This is a genomic window from Streptomyces turgidiscabies Car8 (assembly GCF_000331005.1).
In the GTDB taxonomy this organism is placed as follows: Bacteria; Actinomycetota; Actinomycetes; order Streptomycetales; family Streptomycetaceae; genus Streptomyces; species Streptomyces turgidiscabies.
In genome coordinates this window covers 1-19,896 of record NZ_AEJB01000189.1, presented here as the reverse complement: position 1 = coordinate 19,896, position 19,896 = coordinate 1, and the positions used below count along the sequence as shown (strand labels likewise).

The window sequence follows — 19,896 nt, the reverse complement described above, 5'->3', positions numbered from 1 at the left end:
CAGCCTTATGTAGCTGTCATCTGTCGCCAGTAGGTGTCAGCCGTCCACGGTCAGCTGTCGGCGGGCGCGGGGCCAGTCGATCTCCCGGCGCCGCAGCCACCGCGACGCGGGCCGTCGCCGCCGGGGTTCTTCCGGTACGACAGGTGCGTTCGGGAGTGCCGACATGGCGCCGGCCTTGGCGTGCCAGTCGGCGAACACGCCGACGAACAACGGATGAGCCTCGGTCTGCGTCGATCGCCTCACAGATGCCACGACTTGCTCCTCACGTCTGCTGCGTACTCGGTTGGTGTCGCTCTCGTACACACTCGAAGTTAGCGAGAAACGGCTCGCTGCTACTGTCCAATGGCATGCGGGTATCACAGACCAATCTGGCCGGGGATCTCCTGCTCCAGCTGGGCCGGCCCGGCGACGGACCGCTCCACGAGCGGGTGAAACGGGCGCTGCGCGCGGCGATCAGGGAGGGCCGTGTCGAGGTCGGCACCGCGCTGCCGCCCAGTCGGCAGCTGGCAGCCGACCTCGGCTGTTCGCGCTGGGCGGTGACCGAGGCGTACGGACAGCTCGTCGCCGAGGGATATCTGGAGGCCCGGACGGGCTCCGCCACGCGGGTGTGCTGGTCGAACACCCCGGACGCCGGCGCGCCTCGCCGCCCCGCCCCACAGGCTCCCGCGGCTCGCTTCGACCTCGCGCCCGGTCTGCCGGACCTGCGCGCGTTTCCGCGCCGCCGGTGGGCCGACGCCGTCCGCGCGCAGGTGACCACCGCCGAGTTCACGGAGCTCGGCTACCCGGCGGCCGGCGGTCACCCCCGGCTGCGGCGGCTGCTCGCCGAGTACCTGGGCCGCTCCCGGGGCGTCGTCGCCGGCCCGCGGGACGTGACGGTGTGCACGAGCGTGACCGACGGCGTACGGCGCGTCTGCCACACGCTGCGGGCACAGGGCATCACCGCCGTCGGCTGCGAGGAGCCCGGCTGGACCCGGCTGCGTGAGGTCATCCGCGCCGCGGGCCTCGACCCGGTGCCCGTCCCGACGGACGCCGGCGGCCTGCGCACCGAGGACCTCGCCGGACACGCGGGCCTCCGGGCCGTGCTGACGACCCCCGCGCACCAGTTTCCGCTGGGGAGTGTGCTCGTCCCCGAGCGGCGTGCGGCCCTGCTGCACTGGGCCCGCCGGGTGGACGGCGTCGTACTGGAGGACGACTACGACGCCGAGTTCCGTTACGACCGCCGACCGGTCGCGGCGTTGCAGGGTATGGACCCGTCCCGGGTCGTCCTGTTCAAGTCGCTCAGCAAGATCCTCTCGCCGGCGCTCGGTATCGGCTGGATCGTGGCGCCGCCGCGCTGGACCGCGCACCTGCACGAGGCCGACCAGGTGGCGACCCAGCCCCCGACGCTGGACCAGCTCGCCTTCGCCGCCCTGCTGGAGTCGGGCGCCTACGACCGCCACCTGCGCGCCTGCCGCCAGCGCTACCGCAGGCGCCGCGACACCCTCGTCCGGTCCCTCGCGACGCAACTGCCCGACGCCCCGGTCACCGGCATCGCGGCCGGCCTCCACCTCATCCTCCGTCTGCCCGCCACCGTGGACACGGCGGCCGTGGTCAGAGCGGCGGCCTCCCGCTCGCTGCTCGTCGCCGAGCTGACCGCCTACCACGCAACGGCCGCGCGGACCGAGCACGGCCTGGTCCTGGGCTACGGCAACCTCGCCGACAACGCGGTGGAGGAGGCGGTACGGCGTCTGCGGGAGGCGATCGAGGAGAGCGCGGGCGCGCACGTCACCCGAGGGTGACCGCGTGCACGGCGGCGGGTCTGCGCCGCCGGTCCCGTACCGGCCAGAACAGGACGTACGCCGTCGAGACGGTGACGAAGCCCAGGCGGACCAGGCCCCGGGCCGCGTCGTCGGGCACCGCGAAGACGCTGCCGTACAGGGTGATCAGCGCGATCCAGCTCCACCAGGGCACCAGCCGGCGCTGCCCGATCACGTCCCACAGCAGGGTGCCCAGGAGGACCGAGGCCGTGTAGTACGTGAAGACGCTGGGGTCGAGGACGATGCGGGCGTTGGCGCCGAGCAGGACGACGGCGGGCCAGCGTCCCCGCCACACCGCGACGCAGCCCAGCGCCACGCCCGCCGCGGCCTGCGCGGGCCGTACCCAGGGCGGGGTCACCGGATCGCCGACGCCGAGGCGGCGCAGCGCGGACGCGGGCTGGTTGGGGATGACGAACTCGGCGGCGGCGAACGAGTGCGGGGCGCCGAGGAAGAACGGCAGCCAGACGACCGCGACCAGGCCGGCGCACCAGAGTGCCGCGCGCGGCCACCGGTCCCTCGGCAGGGCCAGGAGAAGGGGGAGGAAGGCGAGCGCGGTCGGCTTCGAGTCCACGGCGAGGGCGAGCATGACGCCGGTCGCCGCCGCGTCGCCTCTCGTGAGGGAACGTACGGCCAGGGCGGTGAAGAAGAGCGCCAGGACGTCGTCGAGGTGGCCGAAGCGGACCGCGACCTCGATCCACATCGGGATGAAGGCGAGGCCCGCGATCAGCACGCGCTGCCGCAGCCGCTGGTGGTTGGTGCCGGTGCCCAGGAAGTACTGGGCGGCGCTGCGGCCGGCCACCACCAGGATCACCAGGCCGAGCAGGGACATCACGGCGGCGGCCAGGAACTGTCCGACCGGTTCGGAGAAAGGATTCAGCAGGCCGGCCGCCAGGAAACTGACGGGCCCCATCTGGAGTTCGGGGTGATGGGCGTACAGGTTCAGGCCGCCGTCGGAGCTCTCCGGGCTCTCGTAGATCAGCTCCCCGCCGGTGCGCAGATAGTGCCAGGAGAACCCGCCGTGCGGCTCGACCAAGGCGAACCACAGGATCGTCCAGGCGGTGAGCAGTACGAGGTGCGTCCGCTGGCCCATGACCGGCACGTGTCTCTCCCGACCCCTTCCGCGCTCGATCCCCCTCTACCTCTATTACCTCTGCTATCTCTACAGAGGGTGGAACGGCCGGGTGGGTTCGCTCCGGAACAGTGATTCGCCGCGATTCCTGCCCGATGGGGCACCATTCGAGTTTCCGGTACAACCCCCAACCCGGGCCCGTCGTCTAAGAGTTGGCCAGAACCCACGACGCCACTCCCTCGAAGGGGCTGCTTCACCATGCGTGCACAGAGAAGGATCGCCACCGTTGCGACCACCGCCCTCGCTCTCACTCTCGCCCTGGGCTCGGCGGCGCTCACGGCCTCCACCGCCCAGGCGGCCACGCCGAACGCCGGCTCTCTGCGCCACACGGACGGCGAGCTCTGGTACAAGGCGAACGCCGGGCAGGCCAACCGGCTGACGGTCTCCGTGAAGATTGAGACCCGCGAGAACGAGTTCGACGCCTACTACATCCTCACCTTCCGCGACCGCGCCCCCATCTCCATCGACGCGGCGGCGGCGGCCCAGGACGAGTGCGTGTACCCGTCGGCGGACGACCACACGGTCGCGCGCTGCGCGGTCGGCATCCCGCTGGGCTCCGACGACTCCGACGACTACGACGTCGACCTGGGCGACGGCAACGACACCGTGACGATCGCCGCCAACAGCAGCGCGTACGCCACGATCTACGGTGGCAAGGGCAACGACGTGCTGACAGGCACCAGTTCCGAGGTTCTCTACGGCCAGGACGGCAACGACCGGCTCGTCGGCGGAGGTGGCATCTGGGGCGCCGGGGCGTACGGCGGCGCGGGGAACGACGTCTTCACCGGGTGCTCGGTCGCGTGCCACGGCGGCGCCGGCAACGACACACTCACCGGCAGCACCGACCCGGACGGCAACGAGAACTCGCTGTTCGGCGACGACGGAAACGACGTCCTGCACGGACAGGCGGGCGCCAACTTCCTCTACGGCGGCAAGGGCAACGACCGTCTGTACGGCGGCAACGACAACGACCGCCTGTACGGCGAGCAGGGCAACGACACCCTCTACGGCGAGAAGGGCAACGACACGCTCTACGGCAACAGCGGCAACGACGTCCTGCACGGCGGCGCGGGCAAGGACACCCTCTCGGGCGGCCCGGGAACCAACAAGGTCTACCAGAACTAGGGCCGGCGAGCGCCCCTTTCAGGGGCGCGGGGAACCGCGCGACCAGCCCCCACCGACCTGCGGGGACCCGAATACCCGGCGAGAGGGCTCAGTTCAGATCGCCGAGCCCTCTCAACTCGGGAATGTCATCGAAGTCCCCCGCGTTCAGGAACATCAACTCCAGCCCCTCCGACGGCGCTTCACCCCGCCCGTCCTCCGGAGGAAGCAGCGCCTGCTCCGTCCAGATGCACTTGCCGGTAGGTGTGTAGCGCGTCCCCCACCGCTGGGACAGAGCGGTGATCAACTGAAGCCCACGGCCTCCCTCATCCGTCTCGGTCGCCCGGCGGATGCGCGGCATCGTGAGGCTGCCGTCGAAGACCTCGCAGATCAGCTCGGCGCCGTGCAGCAGCCGGAGTTGGACGGGTCCCTTGGCGTGCCGTACGACGTTGCCGACCAGCTCGCTGGCCAGGAGTTCCGTGGTGGGCGTGAGGTCGTCCAGGCCCCAGACCGAGAGCTGTTCGCGGACATGGCGACGGGCCTGGCCTGCCGCCCTGGGGTCCTCGGGCAGCGGCCAGGAGGCGACCCGGTCGCCGGTCAGGGCGTGCAGTCGGGCGACGAGCAGAGCCGCGTCGTCGGCGTTCGGCTGCTCGGCGGGGAGCAGGCCCGCGGTGAGCGTGTCGCAGAGTCCTTCGAGGTCCCCTTCCGTCCCGGCCTCGTACGCACCTCTTAACAGGCGGGCGAGCTGGCCCATGCCCTCGTCTATCTCCCGTTCGGACGACTCGACCAGACCGTCCGTGTACAGCACCAGCAGGCTGCCCTCGGGGACCTTCAACTCGACGGTCTCGAAGGGTGGTTCGGCCGCGCCGAGGGGCGGGTCGGCGGTGAGGGCCGGGAAGTACACCGTGCCGTCGGGGTGTACGACCGCCGGCGGGGGATGGCCGGCGCGGGTGATGGAGCAGGTCTGGGTGATGGAGTCGTAGAGGGCGTACAGACAGGTGACGTACGACTCCTCGCCCATGTTGCCGACGATGTCGTTGAGGTGGCTCATGATCTCGTCGGGGGGCAGTTCGAGATCGGCGAGGGTGTGGACGGCGGTGCGCAGCCGGCCCATGGTGGCCGCCTGGGGCAGGCCGTGGCCCATGACGTCGCCGACGACGAGGGCGACCTGGCCGCCGGAGAGCGGGATGATGTCGTACCAGTCGCCGCCGACGTCCGTGCCCTGGGTGGCGGGGAGGTAGCGGGCGGCGGCCGTGCACGCGGGCAGGTCGGGCAACTCGCGTGGCAGCAGGCCGCGTTGGAGTTCGCGGGAGCGGCTGTGCTCGGCGTCGTAGAGACGGGCCCGGGCCAGGGCCTGGGCGACGAGGGCGCTGATCGTGGTGAGGAGGGTGCGTTCCTCGTCGGTGAGGCTGCGGGGGCTGTCGAAGCTGACCGAGCAGACTCCGAAGGTGCGGCCGGACGCGGTCAGCGGCAGGAACGCCCACGACTGTTTGCCGCTGCGCTCGGGCAGGTCGGCCAGGTTGGGATAGTGGGCGGCGAACTCCTCCGGGGAGGAGAAGAACGCGGGGGTCTCGCTGGTGATCACGTCCCAGCTGGGCCAGCCCGACGTCAGCTGGCTGTTGCTGATCCTGGCGAGGAATTCGTCGGTGTAGCCGATGGCTCCGACGGTGTACAGATGGTCGTGCTCGATGGTCTGGACGATGAGGCCGGCGGCGGCGAACGGCGGCATCACGCGCCGGCCGACCGCGTCGACGACGTCCCGCGAGGTCGTCGCCTTGGCGAGCGCCGCGGTCAACTCGGCTATTCGCGCGGCGCGTTCGGACGCGTCGCGCTCGGCGGCCCGGCGTTCCTCCTCGTGCCGCCGCTTCTCGGTGACGTCCTGGACGTAGAGGGTGCGGCCGTCGGGGCCCGGGACCAGTCGCAGGTGGTGGAGACGACCGGTGCCGGGCAGGCGTATGTCGAAACCGACCGACCTGTCCTCGGCGGCGGCCTTCCGGCAGCGCCGCTCCAGATCGGGCACCTCCCGCACGGTCGGCAGGTCCCACAGGACCCGCCCGAACAGCTCCGCCTCGGAGAGGCCGAGGGTGCGTTCGGCCTCCAGGTTGGCGAAGGTGACCCGCCAGGTGTCGTCGACCGCGAGGAACCCGTCGCTCATGTGCCGCAGGGCGCGGCTGAGCGCGTCCCGGGCGGTCCGCGACTCGTTGCTGTCCCAGCCCATCCCGATCAGGCGCAGAGGCTCGCCGTTCTCGTCGTACGTCGCCCGGCCGCGCGCCTGGTGCCAGCCGTACGTGCCGTCCAGGCCCCGTACGCGGTATTCGGCCTCGAACACCGTGCGGCCGCGGATGGCCTGGTCGACGAGTGCGAGGGTCGGTGCGAGGTCGTCGGGGTGGACGCAGCGCATCCAGTTCTCGACGCGGGCGGTGTACTCCTCGGGGCGGGTGCCGTACAGCTCCATCGCGGCTTCGTCCCAGATCAGCTCACCGTTGGCGATGTGCCAGTCCCAGGACCCGACCCGGACCTCCTTCAGCGCCTGGCGCAGCCGGTCACCGCTCATCTCCGAGTGCACGGGACCGGCCGGCGGGGGCGCCTGGACCATCCGTTCCTCGGTCCAGGCGACGACGGCCCGCAGGAACCGCCAGTGGGCGGGGGTCGGTTCGCCGCGGTCACCCGTGATGACGGTGAGGGCGCCGATGCTGCGGTCCCGGCGGATGACGGGCACGGCGGCGAGTCCGCTGCCGGGGATGGGCGCGCTCGACGGGCAGATGGGGACGGTGGGGTCGGCGCGTTCGTCCGCCGCCCCGGGTATCCACACCCCACGGCCGTGGTGGTGGTCCTCGTACAGGGCGCGGGCGGGGGCCAGCGGGCCCTCCTGGTCGATGATCTCCCAGGGGCCGGTGAGGGCCGTGGGCAGTCCGGTGGCCGACACCAGCCGCAGGGCCGACATGGGGCCCCGGAGGTGGATCGTCCCCCCGAGCGCGCCCAGCTCCGCCACCGCGTGCTGAAGGGCCAGCCGGAAGACCTCGCTCTCAGCGACACCGGGGTCCACCGAGCCGAGCAGTGCCAGCCGTGCGTTCATACTTGAAGTTTTACCGTTCGAATGGCACCTCAAGCGAGACTTTGCAGGAATCTCACGTTCACCTCCGGTCACCTTCACTGGCCGTCGAGGCAGCAACAAGCGTGATTCCAGGGCAGGTTGTGTGACATTCCATCGTCATAAGGGCCATGTAGCGTGCCGTTGAAGGACAGTTGAGATTTGAACGTAACTGACTGGCAAGTACTTCACACCCGAGGATCCGCCTCAGAGCTCCCTCTCAGAGGATCCGTCTCAAGGAGTGGCATGGACATCGGCGTCTTCATCCCCATAGGCAACAACGGCTGGCTGATCTCGAAGAGCGCACCCCAGTACATGCCGAGCTTCGACCTCAACAAGGCGATCGTGCAGAAGGCGGAGGCCCACGACCTGGACTTCGCCCTCTCCATGATCAAGCTGAAGGGCTTCGGCGGCGAGACGGAGTTCTGGGACCACAACCTGGAGTCGTTCACGCTGATGGCGGGCCTGGCGGCGGTCACGGACCGCATCAAGCTCTACGCCTCCACCCCCATCCTGGCGCTGCCTCCGGCGATCGTCGCGCGCATGGCCGTCACGGTCGACTCGATCGCCCCCGGCCGCTTCGGCATCAACATCGTGACGGGCTGGGCCCCCGGCGAGTACTCCCAGATGGGCCTGTGGCCCGGCGACGACCACTTCGGCAACCGCTACGCCCGCGCCGTCGAGTACGTCACCGTGATGAAGGACCTGTGGCGCGACGGCGTCAGCAACTTCAAGGGCGAGTTCTACGAGATGGACGACTGCGTCCTCTCCCCGCGCCCGGCGGACGGGCACATCGACATCGTCGCGGCCGGTCAGAGCGGCACCGGCATGAAGTTCGCCGCGGAGCACGCGGAGTACAACTTCATCCTGGGCAGCGGTGTCAACACCCCGACGGCCCTGGCGGGCAGCACGGCGACGCTGGTGGAGGAGGCCGAGCGCACCGGCCGGGACGTGGGCGCCCTCTCCCTCTTCATGATCATCACGGCCGAGACCGACGCAGCGGCCCAGGCCAAGTGGCAGGACTACCACGACAACGCCGACCGGGCGGCGCTGGCGTACATGGCCGGTGAGACGGATGCGGACACGACGTCCACGGGTACGTCGACGGCGCGCACGATCGCGCTGCCCGAGGGCGCGGTCAACTTCAACATGGGGACACTGGTCGGCTCGTACGAGAGCGTGGCGCGGATGCTCGACGAGGTCGCCGAGGTGGACGGCACCAAGGGCATCATGCTGGTCTTCGACGACTTCCTGGAGGGCCTGGAGAACTTCGGTACGCGCATCCAGCCGCTGATGAAGTGCCGGGCGGGGAGGGGGAGTTCGACGTGACTCCGGCTCCGGGAACCGGTGGGGCGGGCGCGGCGGAGGCTGCGGAGGCCGACTACCGGAGCGCCGGTCTCGACGGCCGGCTGACCCCCGGCACCTCCCCCGCCCTCCTCCTCGTGGACCCGGCCCGGGCGTACGTCGATCCGGCCTGCCCCCTGTATGCGGGGGCGGGCGCGGAGGGCGCCGCCGAGGCGATGAGGGGGCTGCTGTCCGTCGCCCGGCGGGCCGGGATCCCGGTGATCGTGACGCGCGTCGTCCTGCGCCCCGACGGCAGCGACGGAGGCGTCTTCTTCCGCAAGGTGCCGAGCCTGCGAGCGTTCGTGGCGGGCAGCCCGTACGGCGAGTTCATCGACGGACTGGCGCCCACAGAAGGGGAGTTGACGGTGACGAAGCAGTACCCGAGCGCCTTCTTCGGCACGCCCCTGTCCACGTACCTCACCTCCCACGGCATCGACACCGTCCTCATCGCCGGCCTGACGACCAGCGGCTGCGTACGGGCCACCGCGCTCGACGCCATGCAGCACGGGTTCGTTCCGGTGGTGGTCGAGGAGGCCGTGGGGGACCGGGACGCGGGGGTCCACACGGCGAACCTGTTCGACATCCGGCACAAGATCGGCGAGGTCTGGGGGATGGGGCAGGTGGCGGAGTACCTGTCACCGGGCGGGATGTGACAGGGGAAGGGGGCGTGCGCCGACGTGGGCACGCCCCCTGCCGGAGTCACGCGATGTGTCCGGTCTCGGGGTCCACCGGTGAGAGGAAGTCCCGTATGGAATGCACCAGTTGGGCCCTGTCGGCCTCTGGCGGGGGGCACATGCGAGCCACGTCGAACGTCACCGGCCCATCGGATCACGCGACCAGGATCACGCGACGTTGAAGTCGGCGGCCTCGGTGACCAGCTTCGTGTCGCCGTCCTTCGAGGTGGCCAGGACCGCGACGTGCCACACACCACGCTCGGACGTCTCGGCGTCGGTGCGGGTGACGGGGACCTTGTAGGTGCAGTGCACGGTGTCGCCACCGGACGGCTTGCACACGGCCGACTCCACGGAGGCCATGTCCTTGGCGGTCAGGCCCTTCTTGGCGAACTCCGAGTTCGCCGGCCAGGCCAGCACCTTCACGCTCTTGACACCGGAGGACGCCGTGACGTCAGTGGTGAAGGTCAGCGAACCGGCACGGTCGCCGACCGGGGCCACGAAACTGGCGGCGCTGTGCGCGACCGACGGAGGCTGCTCCCCGGCGTAGGCGAGGGCGAAGGCTCCGGCACCACCGAGGACGACGACACCAGCGGTAACGGCGAGAACGGTACGACGCGCCATGAGATTTTCCCCTGTCAGGATCAGTTGAATCGGCTGGTCCGGCTGGATCAGCTGGACCGGACCGGCTTTCCCGGCCGCTCCGTTGCCCTAATCCTGGCCGCCCGGCAGCCGCCGGGTATGAGTACACGTACTCAACTCCGGTCTGAGTAAAGGATGTTCGGCGGTGAGGGCGAAGGCGCGGGATCGGCCTCACCTCCTGTCGGAACCAGCGCCCAGGACTCTCGCGGTGAGGTTCGCCAACTGGGCGCGCATCACCTCGTACGGCATGCCCTCCTGCCCGGCCAGGTGCTCGACAAGGTCGGCCCGGACGGCGGCGAGCAGGGCGTGAGCGGTGAACTCGCTGTCGGTGGTCAGGCCGGGGATCTGGTCCAGCACCGACCGGAGCAGGCCGTGCCACCGCGCGTAGTGCTCCGCCCCGTAGGGACTGCCGCCGCTCCCGCCGTCCTCCAGGGCCAGCGCGAGGCGGCGGTTGTCGAGCTTGAAGCACAGGAGGGCGTCGAGCAGAGCGGGCACGCGCTGCCTCGGCGGCGTGGCGGGCCCCAGCGGCGGCGGGCCGGTCTCGACGGCCTCCCTGACCGGTTCGAGCCGCGCCTCGTACAGGACGCGAAGCAGCCCGGCGCGGTCGCCGAAGGCACGGAAGAGCGTCCCCTTGCCGACGCCGGCTGCTGCCGCGACGTCCGCCATGGTGACGTCGTCGGACCCCTCGCCGCGAGCGAAGAGAAGGTCGGCCGCCGCGAGAACGGCCTCCCGGTTACGGGCGGCATCCTCACGGGGCTTGCGCTCGGGCATACGACTCCTCCAGTGCCGACAGCGCGGGCAGCGCGGGCAGCGCGGGCAGCGCGGGTTGCTGAACCGACCCGGGGTCTGTACGACTGCCGCCGACTCCACCGCCGCTACGAACGCAAAGCCGCTCACTTCCTCGCCTGGCGAGCATCGCCTGCGCCATCATCTGCTACCGCAGACTGGAGTCCGAGAGGAGCCGCGCGGGCACTCAGGTGTTGGCGGCCCCGTAGTGGAGGGCGCCATCTACGGGAATCAGGTATCCGATGTCCCGCTCCTGCGGCATCTGGCCTGCCAGGGTTGCAGCGTCCGAGCAGCCGGAGACCTCGAACCCGACGGCCCCCAAGCTGAAGGCCGCTCTGGTGAACGTCTCCTTGCCGATGGCAGCCAGCCAGTCGTCCATCACGTCGGATCTGAAGAAGGGCCGACCGTCCCCGTAGGCCAGACCGGCGTTGCCCAGCGCGCCCACCGGGACGTAAAAGTCCAGCCAGTCGCTGCTTTCATCACCGCCCCGGATCGCCACACAACCGCAGACGACCAGTTGGCCTGTCGCCAGCCGGACCTGCCCGTGGAGATGCCCGAACGCGGTCAATGAACCAATTGTGCAGGGCACGGCATCCTGCTCCTCAGGTTCACGGTCTCTCCGCCCGAAGCACCCGTGCACGTCCGCGGCGGACCACAGGGCACTCAGTACGGCTTGAAGTCGGGCATCGTCACTCGACCCGACCTCTATGGCCAGCTCGTAGTAGCCATCGGACCAGTTGGTCTGGTCCCGGAAGGAGGCCGGACTCGTCATGGCGTGATCATGCGACACAGCCCTCCCCCCTGCCACCCACATTCAGGCGTGCCACCGGACCAATTGAGATGGCTTCATAGGGGTCCCGCCACCCCGGCGAGATCGAGGTGCCGGTGCAGTTCCTCGCTGGGCGGTCTGGGGTCCACTCTCGCCCAGGGGCCGACCTCCGGATCGTCGATCTACGCCTATCCCTGGATCCCCTTACGCGGAAACAGACTTGAGCCAGTCCACCAGCAGCCCGTTCGTCTCCTCCGGGCGTTCCTGTTGGATCCAGTGGCCGCAGCCTTCGAGGATGTGGGAGGCGGTGAGGGCCGGGAGGGTGGTCGGGTAGGCGTTGATCGCGTCGGCCAGCCAGGTGGTGGAGGCGTCCAGGGAGCCGCCGATGAACAGGGACGGCTGGGTGATCGGGGCGCCGGTGTGGCCGCCGTTCGTCAGGTCCTCCCAGTCGCGGTCCATGTTCCGGTAGCGAGCCAGGGCGCTGGTCAGACCCGTGCGCTCGAACTCCCCTGCGTAGAAGTCGAGTTCGTGGTCGGTGAGCCAAGACGGAAGATGGCCTCGGGGGAAGCGCTCCCGCAGGGTCCCCTGGCCGCCGCGCGTCACGAAGTGCGGGTCCGGGGCGCCGGGTCGGGGCATGGTGTCGGCGGAGAGGGCGGCGTAGAAGCCTGCCAGCCAGCCGCGTACGTCGGGTTCGATCTCCGCCTCGGCCCGGCCGGGCTCCTGGAAGTAGGAGACGTAGAACTCCTCCTCCTCGCCCCCGATTCGCGCGAAGACCTCGCTGGGCCGGGGCCCGCCGGGTGGGCTGTACGGCACGCTCAGCAGGGCGACCGCGCTGAACACGTCCGGGCGGACCAGAGCGGAGGTCGCCGCGATCGTCGCGCCCCAGTCGTGACCGACCAGTACCGCGGAACTCTCCCCGAGGGCGTCCACGACGGCGACGTTGTCGTCGACCAGGTCGAGCATCCGGTACGCGCTCGTCACCTCGGGGCGCGAGGAACGGCCGTAGCCGCGTACGTCGATGGCGACGGCACGGTATCCGGCGGCGGCCAGGACCGGGAGTTGGTGTCGCCAGGAGTACCAGGACTCCGGGAAGCCGTGCACCAGCAGGACCAGCGGGCCGGTGCCCTGTTCGACCAGGTGGATACGGCCGGCGGGGGAGGGCACGAGGCGGTGGGTGAGCGGGTGTGCGAGGGGGTTCGGGGGTGGATGCGGGGGTGGGTTCGGCACGGGAAGGCCTCCGTACGTCGTCGATGGGCGGCGTGTCAGCCGTCACCGGCAATCGTGCGGTGGGGGCCGGTCGTACGCGAGGTCTGTTGCCGGTTCGGCAAACCGGTGCACCGGAGCGCGGAAACGTGCGTTCCGGTGACGTGTGCTCAGGCGGGCCCCGCGCTCTTCCAAAGAAACGTGGGAGAGAAAGAAACCCACCAAGCCCCACCTTCCCTCCCGTCCGCCGGAGCGGCGACGACAGCCGCTTCCGCGCAAACTCACTCGCCCGAGTGAACATCACCAACTCAGGTGGATATGTGCCTGGTTGCCTGCCTTACGCTCAGCGCAGCAGCACCACCACAGACCACCAAAGACAACCGCTGACGGCGGACATACGACGGCCCTCGCCGGGACTGGCATCCCACTGCGAGGGCCTGACCACCAAGGAAGCAGACCTTCCCGATGGATACTCAAAACCCTAGCGCGCCCCCGTGCGCCCCACCCCGTACCGCAGGCAAAAACCACCCTCACCGGGGCCCCAGTTCCGGCGTTTCCGGCGTCGTCCACGACAACGCCCGCCACAACGACCGCTTCACGGTGATCGGCAACCACCTCGCCCAGCACCCCGCGCTGTCGCTGCTCGCCATCGGACTGAGCGTCCACATCCAGTCGCTGCCGCCCGGTGCCCGCGTCGACATCAAGACGCTCACCGCCCGCTTCCCTGAGGGGTCGGCCCGTATCGCCGCCGCCCTGCGCGAGCTGGAGGTCCACGGCTACCTGCGCCGGTCCCGCGAACGCACCTCCGCCGGGCACATCGTCACCCGCACGGTCTCCTGCAACCGCCCCGGACACCGGGGCAGCACCGCAGCGGACGACGCGTCCAGGTCCCCGTCCCGACGGCCCGCCCCGGCGCATAAGCCTCCGCGCCGCGCCCTGCCCGCCGTACCGCAGCCCTCGTACAAGGGACCGGGTCTCCTCCAGACCGCCGTCGACCTCCTCACCGGCCTCCGCCGCCACGACCCCCGCCTGCTGCTGTCCACCACCGACGTGGAGCACCTGGCGCCCGGAGCCGCCGCCTGGCTGGAACGCGACCTCACCCCGACCGCCGTACAGGAGGCCCTCACCACCGGCCTGCCACCCGAGGACCTACGCCGCCCGGCCGCCCTCCTGGCCCACCGCCTCGCCGCCCAACTCCCGCCCCCACCACCGCTCCGCGCACCCGCCGGCCCATCCCCCGTCCGGCACCCCCTCCGGAACTGCGACAACTGCGACCGTGCCTTCCGCTCCCCGGAGCCGGGCAACTGCGGCGACTGCCGCCGACCGCACGAACCTCACCGTTGATCGCACAAGTGCTGGGCGACAGCCCGGCCAGGAAGCTCTGGAGGAAACTGGTGGCCGTGGACCTCTCCTTCTACAAGTCCTTCATCGCCGAAGAAATCCGCGACGAAGGGCGGAGCGAAGGCCGGGACCAAGGCCGCGAGGAAGGCCGGGAGGAAGGCATCGCCCAAGGGCAGGCCGCCGCCATACTGCTCGTCCTGGAACAACGCGGCATCCGCGTGCCCGACGAAGCCCGCGAGCGGATCACCAGCTGCGGCGACCTCGGCCTCCTGCGCACCTGGCTCACCCGCGCCCTCACCGTCGGTTCCGCTGCGGAGATCTTCGACGCCGAGTAGTGCGCTCAGCTGGTCGTCGTCATGAGCAGCACCGTAATGAGTACGCCGATCACGACCGCCGCCGACACGATGCTCGCGAGGCGGACGACCTGCGGGCGCGAAGGGCGCCGTACGACCTTGATGGCGTCGGCTTCCGACCGGTCGGGGAACGCGAAGTACACCCAGTCCGCATCGGAGTTGACGGTCACGCGGGCGAGGGGGAGACGGCGGAGGGTCGCTCGGCGTCGTACCTCGCCCTGTTTGCGGGCCAGGTGGGGTTCGACACGGGCGCGGTGGGTGTCCTCCAGGTCGGTCGGCAGTTTGTCCGTGACGTCCCGCAGCGGGGTGTCGCGCCAGTCGCCTCTGCGGTAGGTCGGCCACCAGAGGTGGGCGGGGGCCGGGTCCCTCTCCCGGTCGGCGGCGACGGGGTGCGTGATGACCGCCTCCGACCAGGTGGTGACGAACCCTGTGCCCTTGCACTCCTCGTGCGCGACGTTCTTCGAGCCACCGCAGCTGTCGCAGGGACGCAGTCCCGTCCCGTCGCAGGCGGGACAGTCCATCGTCCGGCGTCCGGCGCACCTGGGACAGGCCGCGTTGTGCGAGCCGCAGCGCGCGCACTGTACGCGCTGCCCCACGGCGTTCCGGGACGGCGGCCGGTTGCGCGGACCGCCGGCCGTGCGCGAGCCGCCGCAGCTCAGGCACGTCTCAGGTCCGCCCTTGCCCCCACCCTTACCCCCGCCCCTGCCTCCGCTTCCTCCCCCGCAGCCGGTGCACGTCACCTTCTGGACGCAGTCCTGTCTGCCGTGCCCGCCGCACGACACGCAGCCCTGTTTGCCACCCTCGCAGTCCACGCACGGAACCTCGGCGACCGAGCCGGCCAACACCAGTTCCACCGGCGGTGAGGAGGCGAAGCCAGGGGGCACCGGGACGACATGCGTGGCGAGGTCGGTGTAGGTCGGCCGCTTGGAGATCTGCCTCAGCTTCTTTCCCGGCATCTGCCGAGGCACGCCCTCGCGCCGCTCCTCGAACCGCCGCTCGATCCGGAAGTCGAGCAACGGCCGCCGGGACAGCTCGGCCGTGCCGGGAGCCACCAGTCGTACCGGGTTGCCGCGTCCGGAGAGGTAGCTCTCGACGGCCCGGAGCATCTCTTCGTCGGACGTGGCCAATGCTGCCCCCCTGGTCAACCATCCAGGAGAGCAGCGTATGAGCCGACCTGACACCTCATCAAGAGGGCATCGAAGCAGACCCATTGGGGCGTCGGGCCGTCAGGGCCTCGGGGCGGTCTGGCTATCGCCGCGGCTCCCGTACGACCGCCACCCCGCCCGGCGCGACCCGCACCGAACCGCCGCTCAGAGCCTCCCCGGTGAGGAGTTCGGTCGCTCCCTCCGCCACCGCGACCTCGGCTCCGCCGCCCGCGTGATCGATGAGGAACAGGAAGTCCGCGTCGGCGCCCCGTCGCAGCACCGCCTCGACCCCCGCCGGAGTCGCCCGCACCCCCTCGACACCCGCCTCCGCGCACATACGGGCGAGCAGCGCGCCCAGCGTCGACGCGTCCGGCCGGGTCGCCAGGTACCAACCGGCGCCCGCGCCCAGCGAGTTGCGCGTCACCGCCGGGACACCGGTCAACGGACCGTCCGTGTACGACAGCACCGCCTCCGCACCCGGGCCCTCCAGCCGCAGCCGCTCCGACCACAGCGACCCGGTACTGCCGCCGCCGAGCCCGACCTCCTCGCCCGGCAGCAAGGGGAACAGCTCGTCCGCCCGTACCCCCAGGGCCTCCCGGAACGCCCCGGGGTAACCACCCAGCCGTACATGGCAGTTGGCGTCCACGGCACCGCTGTGGAAGCCGACGGCAAGCGTACCGCCGCGCTCCGCGAAGCCCGTGAGGTTCGCCGCGCCCTCGTCGTCGACCAGGTACAGGGAGGGAACGAGTACCAGCTGATACCCCTCCAACTCCGCGTCCGGCCGTACGAAGTCCACCGCCACGCCTGCCCGCCACAGCGGCTCGTACCAGTCCCGTACGAGGTCAAGGAAGCGGAGTTCGCCGCTCGGCTGGGAGGGGAGTTCCAGTGCCCAACGGGCGTTCCAGTCCCAGACGATGGCCACCGACGCCGTGCCCGTACTGCCGCGTACCTCCGCCAACGCCCGTAGATCCGCGCCCAGTTCCACCACGTCCCGCCAGATCTGGCTGTCCGTGCCGGCGTGCGGAAGCATCGCCGAGTGCCACTGTTCGGCTCCCGCCTTCGCCGCCCGCCACTGGAAGTACGCGATACCGTCCGCGCCGTGGGCGACATGCGCGAGGGCGTTGCGGCGCAACTCCCCCGCCGTCTTCGCCCTGTTGACCGGCTGCCAGTTCACCGCGCCCGTGGAGTGCTCCATCAGGAACCAGGGCCCGCCCGCGAGCGACCGCATCAGATCGCCGCTCAGCGCGATGTCGATCTCCGACTCGGGGTCGGTCGAGCGGAGGTAGTGGTCGTTGGCGACGACGTCCAACTCCGGGGCCCAGCGCCAGTAGTCGAGGGCGTCGAAGTTGTACATCACCATGAAGTTGGTGGTGGCGGGGGTGGCAGGTGCCGCCGCCCTCAGCACGTCCCTCTCCGCCTTGTACAGCGACAGCAACTCGTCGCTGCAGAAACGGCGCCAGTCGAGTTGGTGGGTGGGGTTGGGGACGGCGCCGGTCGCGCGGGGCGGGATGATCTCGGCCCAGTCGTAGTACCACTGGCTCCAGAAGGTGGTGCCCCAGGCGTCGTTCAGCGCCGCGAGGTCGTCCCCGTAGCGTGCGCGCAGCCAGGTGCGGAAGGCCTCCGCGCTCTCGTCGCAGTAGCAGGCGGGGTTGTGGCAGCCGTATTCGTTGTGGACGTGCCACATGGCGACGGCCGGGTGGTCGGCGTACCGCTCCGCCAGTGCTCCGGCGATGCGCAGGGCGGCTTCGCGGTAGGCGGGGCTGGAGGGGCAGAACGTCTGGCGGCTGCCGTAGAACAGGCGCCGTCCGTCCTTGTCCACCGGGAGGGCTTCGGGGTGGGCGCGGAAGAACCAGGCGGGCGGGGCCGCTGTCGGGGTCGCGAGGTCGGCGGCGATGCCGTTCTCGTGGAGGAGGTCGAGGAGGCGGTCCATGCGGGCGAAGTCGTAGACGCCCTCGGCCGGTTCGAGCAGTGCCCAGGAGAAGATGCCGACGCTGACCATGGTGACCCCGGCCTCACGCATGAGGCGCATGTCCTCGGCCCAGACCTCCTCGGGCCACTGCTCGGGGTTGTAGTCGCCCCCGTACGCGATACCGGGGACAGCGAGTTCGCGCTTCATCGGTCAACTTCCTGTTTTCTCGCGGAGACGAGCGTCAGCCCTTGTTGGCGCCCAGGGTCAGACCGCTGACGAACTGGCGCTGGAGTGTGAAGTACACGATCAGGGTGGGGATCGCGGTCAGCAGCGCGCCTGCCGCGACCAGGTTGGGGTCGGTGAAGTACTGGCCGGAGAGGTTGTTGAGGGCCGAGGTGATCGGCATGTTCTCGCCGGTGGAGATGAGGACGATCGCCCAGAAGAAGTCGTTGTAGATCCAGATGGAGAGCAGGGTGCCCAGAGCCGCCATCGCGGGCTTGCACAGCGGCAGCACGATCTGCCAGTACATCCGCCACACCGACGCGCCGTCGACCAGCGCGGCCTCCGTCAGCTCGTGCGGGAGCATCCGCATGTAGTTGGCGAGGACGAACGCGCAGAACCCCGACTGGAACGCGATGTGGATGAGGACGAGCCCGAGGGCGGAGTCGTACAACTTGCCCGAGGCGGTGATCCCGGGCAGGTCGATGAGCAGGTACATGCGGTACAGCGGGGTGATGATGACCTGCTGGGGGAGCAGGTTGCCGGCCGTGAAGACGAGCAGCAGGAACAGGTTGATGCGGAAGTCGAAGCGGCTGACGTAGAAGGCGACCATCGACGACAGGAACAGCGTCAGCAGCACCGCCGGGATGGCGATGATCAGCGTGTTCCCGAAGTAGTGGAGCATGTCCGACTGCGTGAACGCGTTGGTGAAGTTGTCGAGGCTCAGCTTGTCGGGCCACGAGACATAGCCCTTGGTGCTGGTCTCGGCGTACGGGCGCAAGGCCGCGTACATCGCCCACAGCAGTGGCGCGAGCCAGGCCAGGGACATGGTGATGAGGAAGACGTGCAGCAGCACGCGGGCGGGGCGGACGGGGGCGCGCCCCTTCGCGGCCCCGTTCGCGGGTCGCCGTGTGGCCAGGGTGGGAGCGCTCATGCCCGCCGCTCCTTCCGGAAGGTGCTGATCAGGTACGGGATGATCACGACGAGCGAGATCACCAGCAGGACGACGGCGATGGCGGATCCGTAACCGATCCGGCTCGACTCGCCGATGATGTTGTTGGTCACGAGGATCGACAGCAACTCGGTGCCCTGGGCACCACCGTTGAAGACGTACACGAGGTCGAAGGCGCGCAGCGACTCGATGATCGTGACGACCAGGACGATGGTGTTGGTGGGTCGGAGGGTGGGGAAGATGACGTTCTTGAACGTCTGCCACTCGTTGGCACCGTCCAGCGAGGAGGCCTCGCGCAGTGACGGGTCGACACCCTTGAGACCGGCCAGGTAGAGGATCATCATGTAGCCGGTGTGCCGCCAGCAGGCTGCGACGAGCACGGCCCACAGGTTGAGGTCCGGGTCACCGATCCAGTCGATGTAGTGGCCGGGCTTGTTGGCGCCGATCAGGCTGTTGATCAGGCCCGTGTCCGGGTTGTAGACCAGCTGCCAGACGAAACCGGTGACCGCCAGCGACACCACGACCGGCAGGAAGAACGCCGTCTGGTAGACCCGGCTGAACCGGATGTTCTTGTCCAGCTGCACGGCCAGGAACAGGCCCAGCGGGGTCGGGATCGCGATGAGGACGACGAACCAGATGATGTTGTGCTGGACGGCGGGCCAGAACTGCGGGTTGCTGTCGAAGAGTTCACGGAAGTTCTGCAGCCCGACCCACTTGATGGAGCCGAAGCCGATGCCGTCCCAGGTGGTGAAGGCCAGCGCGACCGAGGCGAACGCCGTCACCCACACCAGGGCGACGTGCAGGAAGGTCGGCAGGCCCGCCATGAAGCCGAGGGCGACCCTGTCCTTGCGGGTCAGCAGTCGGCGGTGGCCGTAGGGCGGCTTTCGGCTCGCCGGGGACGAGGGGGTGCGGGTACCGCCCGGGGGTCACGGCACCGGCGCCCGAGCCTCTGTCGTCCAGACGGTCCGCCAGGCGGGCCCAGCGACGCTCGGACCAGTCGCGTACGGCAGAGGGCACCCTCGGTCTCAGCGTCACACTGTCCTCCGGAACGGGTCCAGCGGTGAGCTGAATGTCGCCGTCAGAGTCGTCGGGATGTCCAGGCCGAGCATCGCCAGGCCTCGAACCTCGCAACTCACCTGGACCGAGAAAATGGTGTCGGGCTCGAATCCGGCGCTGGTCTGGGTCACCGTGACCGGGCCGGAGCAGACGTCCGTGAGGTCGGCCTCCGCCGCCCTCCTGGCCTCCGCGATCGCCGTCGCGTGATCCTTCTGGATCGATCCGGCCCGAGCCGCGTCCCGCGCGGCTCCGTCGAGCGCCCCGCGTCCGTCGACCAGTTGCCCGAAGGCGACCAGCACCAGAATGAACATGATCATGACCGGAGCGAGGATCACCACCTCGACGGTGGACAGGCCCCGGTCACCCAGGTCCCACCTGTTCCACCGGGC

The 19,896-nt window shown here is 70.1% G+C and carries 17 protein-coding genes and 1 pseudogene; 6 read left to right on the top strand and 12 right to left on the bottom strand.

Annotated features, from left to right (window positions below):
- Positions 1-36: 36 nt before the first annotated feature.
- Positions 37-252 (bottom strand): hypothetical protein, encoded by a 216-nt coding sequence (locus STRTUCAR8_RS52440; protein WP_006375871.1) that lies wholly within the window; start codon positions 250-252, stop codon positions 37-39.
- Between the two features lie 95 nt (positions 253-347).
- On the opposite strand from STRTUCAR8_RS52440, the gene pdxR reads away from it, so the two are divergent.
- Positions 348-1,778 carry a MocR-like pyridoxine biosynthesis transcription factor PdxR gene (gene pdxR, locus STRTUCAR8_RS11705; RefSeq protein WP_006375857.1) on the top strand — a complete coding sequence of 477 codons (1,431 nt, stop codon included), beginning with the start codon at positions 348-350 and terminating at the stop codon, positions 1,776-1,778.
- On the opposite strand, the gene STRTUCAR8_RS11700 is transcribed toward pdxR, so the two are convergent.
- The gene (locus STRTUCAR8_RS11700) at positions 1,765-2,886 is read right to left on the bottom strand and encodes a hypothetical protein (protein ID WP_052350875.1); all 1,122 of its coding nucleotides are present in this window, start codon (positions 2,884-2,886) and stop codon (positions 1,765-1,767) included. The genes pdxR and STRTUCAR8_RS11700 overlap by 14 nt on opposite strands.
- 237 nt (positions 2,887-3,123) lie before the next feature.
- Between STRTUCAR8_RS11700 and STRTUCAR8_RS11695 the strand changes: the two genes are divergently transcribed.
- Entirely contained in the window at positions 3,124-4,050 is a 927-nt protein-coding gene (locus tag STRTUCAR8_RS11695; RefSeq protein ID WP_006375867.1) for a calcium-binding protein, read from the top strand.
- 88 nt (positions 4,051-4,138) lie between these two features.
- On the opposite strand, the gene STRTUCAR8_RS11690 is transcribed toward STRTUCAR8_RS11695, so the two are convergent.
- A complete protein-coding gene (locus STRTUCAR8_RS11690) occupies positions 4,139-7,102 on the bottom strand; it encodes a SpoIIE family protein phosphatase (protein ID WP_006375858.1) in 2,964 nt (987 codons plus the stop codon).
- Positions 7,103-7,363: 261 nt separating this feature from the next.
- On the opposite strand from STRTUCAR8_RS11690, the gene rutA reads away from it, so the two are divergent.
- Positions 7,364-8,446: a pyrimidine utilization protein A gene (gene rutA / locus STRTUCAR8_RS11685; RefSeq protein ID WP_006375863.1), complete on the top strand. Its 1,083-nt coding sequence runs from the start codon at positions 7,364-7,366 to the stop codon at positions 8,444-8,446.
- A complete protein-coding gene (locus tag STRTUCAR8_RS11680) occupies positions 8,443-9,114 on the top strand; it encodes an isochorismatase family protein (RefSeq protein ID WP_006375864.1) in 672 nt (223 codons plus the stop codon). The genes rutA and STRTUCAR8_RS11680 overlap by 4 nt, the downstream gene beginning before the upstream one ends.
- A 189-nt stretch (positions 9,115-9,303) precedes the next feature.
- Here the strand turns inward: STRTUCAR8_RS11680 and STRTUCAR8_RS11675 are convergent, their stop codons facing one another.
- From STRTUCAR8_RS11675 to STRTUCAR8_RS11660, 4 genes are all read right to left on the bottom strand, one after another.
- Positions 9,304-9,756 carry a DUF5707 domain-containing protein gene (locus STRTUCAR8_RS11675; RefSeq protein ID WP_006375861.1) on the bottom strand — a complete coding sequence of 151 codons (453 nt, stop codon included), beginning with the start codon at positions 9,754-9,756 and terminating at the stop codon, positions 9,304-9,306.
- A 189-nt stretch (positions 9,757-9,945) separates the two neighbouring features.
- Positions 9,946-10,545, bottom strand: a complete 600-nt coding sequence (locus STRTUCAR8_RS11670; protein ID WP_006375870.1) for a TetR/AcrR family transcriptional regulator — start codon at positions 10,543-10,545, stop codon at positions 9,946-9,948.
- A gap of 202 nt (positions 10,546-10,747) precedes the next feature.
- Complete coding sequence (locus STRTUCAR8_RS11665; protein WP_234372763.1) at positions 10,748-11,332, bottom strand: hypothetical protein; 585 nt, start codon at positions 11,330-11,332, stop codon at positions 10,748-10,750.
- 201 nt (positions 11,333-11,533) lie between these two features.
- Entirely contained in the window at positions 11,534-12,556 is a 1,023-nt protein-coding gene (locus STRTUCAR8_RS11660) for an alpha/beta fold hydrolase (protein WP_006375859.1), read from the bottom strand.
- 441 nt (positions 12,557-12,997) lie between these two features.
- Between STRTUCAR8_RS11660 and STRTUCAR8_RS11655 the strand changes: the two genes are divergently transcribed.
- Together STRTUCAR8_RS11655 and STRTUCAR8_RS11650 are read left to right on the top strand one after the other, a co-directional pair.
- Positions 12,998-13,876: a hypothetical protein gene (locus STRTUCAR8_RS11655; protein ID WP_044472048.1), complete on the top strand. Its 879-nt coding sequence runs from the start codon at positions 12,998-13,000 to the stop codon at positions 13,874-13,876.
- Positions 13,873-14,208, top strand: a complete 336-nt coding sequence (locus tag STRTUCAR8_RS11650; RefSeq protein WP_143666685.1) for a hypothetical protein — start codon at positions 13,873-13,875, stop codon at positions 14,206-14,208. Before STRTUCAR8_RS11655 ends, STRTUCAR8_RS11650 begins: the two co-directional genes overlap by 4 nt.
- 5 nt (positions 14,209-14,213) lie before the next feature.
- Here the strand turns inward: STRTUCAR8_RS11650 and STRTUCAR8_RS11645 are convergent, their stop codons facing one another.
- The 5 genes and pseudogenes from STRTUCAR8_RS11645 to STRTUCAR8_RS11625 all read right to left on the bottom strand — a co-directional run bounded on the left by STRTUCAR8_RS11645 (position 14,214) and on the right by STRTUCAR8_RS11625 (position 19,875).
- Positions 14,214-15,353: a hypothetical protein gene (locus tag STRTUCAR8_RS11645; protein ID WP_044472047.1), complete on the bottom strand. Its 1,140-nt coding sequence runs from the start codon at positions 15,351-15,353 to the stop codon at positions 14,214-14,216.
- A gap of 121 nt (positions 15,354-15,474) precedes the next feature.
- The gene (locus STRTUCAR8_RS11640; protein WP_006375872.1) at positions 15,475-17,487 is read right to left on the bottom strand and encodes a beta-galactosidase; all 2,013 of its coding nucleotides are present in this window, start codon (positions 17,485-17,487) and stop codon (positions 15,475-15,477) included.
- Positions 17,488-17,521: 34 nt separating this feature from the next.
- Positions 17,522-18,433, bottom strand: a complete 912-nt coding sequence (locus STRTUCAR8_RS11635; RefSeq protein ID WP_006375856.1) for a carbohydrate ABC transporter permease — start codon at positions 18,431-18,433, stop codon at positions 17,522-17,524.
- Positions 18,430-19,329: pseudogene (locus tag STRTUCAR8_RS11630) on the bottom strand (carbohydrate ABC transporter permease); the annotation flags it as partial. The gene STRTUCAR8_RS11635 and the pseudogene STRTUCAR8_RS11630, both read right to left, overlap by 4 nt.
- 153 nt (positions 19,330-19,482) lie before the next feature.
- A complete protein-coding gene (locus tag STRTUCAR8_RS11625) occupies positions 19,483-19,875 on the bottom strand; it encodes a TadE/TadG family type IV pilus assembly protein (RefSeq protein WP_063748515.1) in 393 nt (130 codons plus the stop codon).
- Between the last annotated feature and the right edge of the window lie 21 nt (positions 19,876-19,896).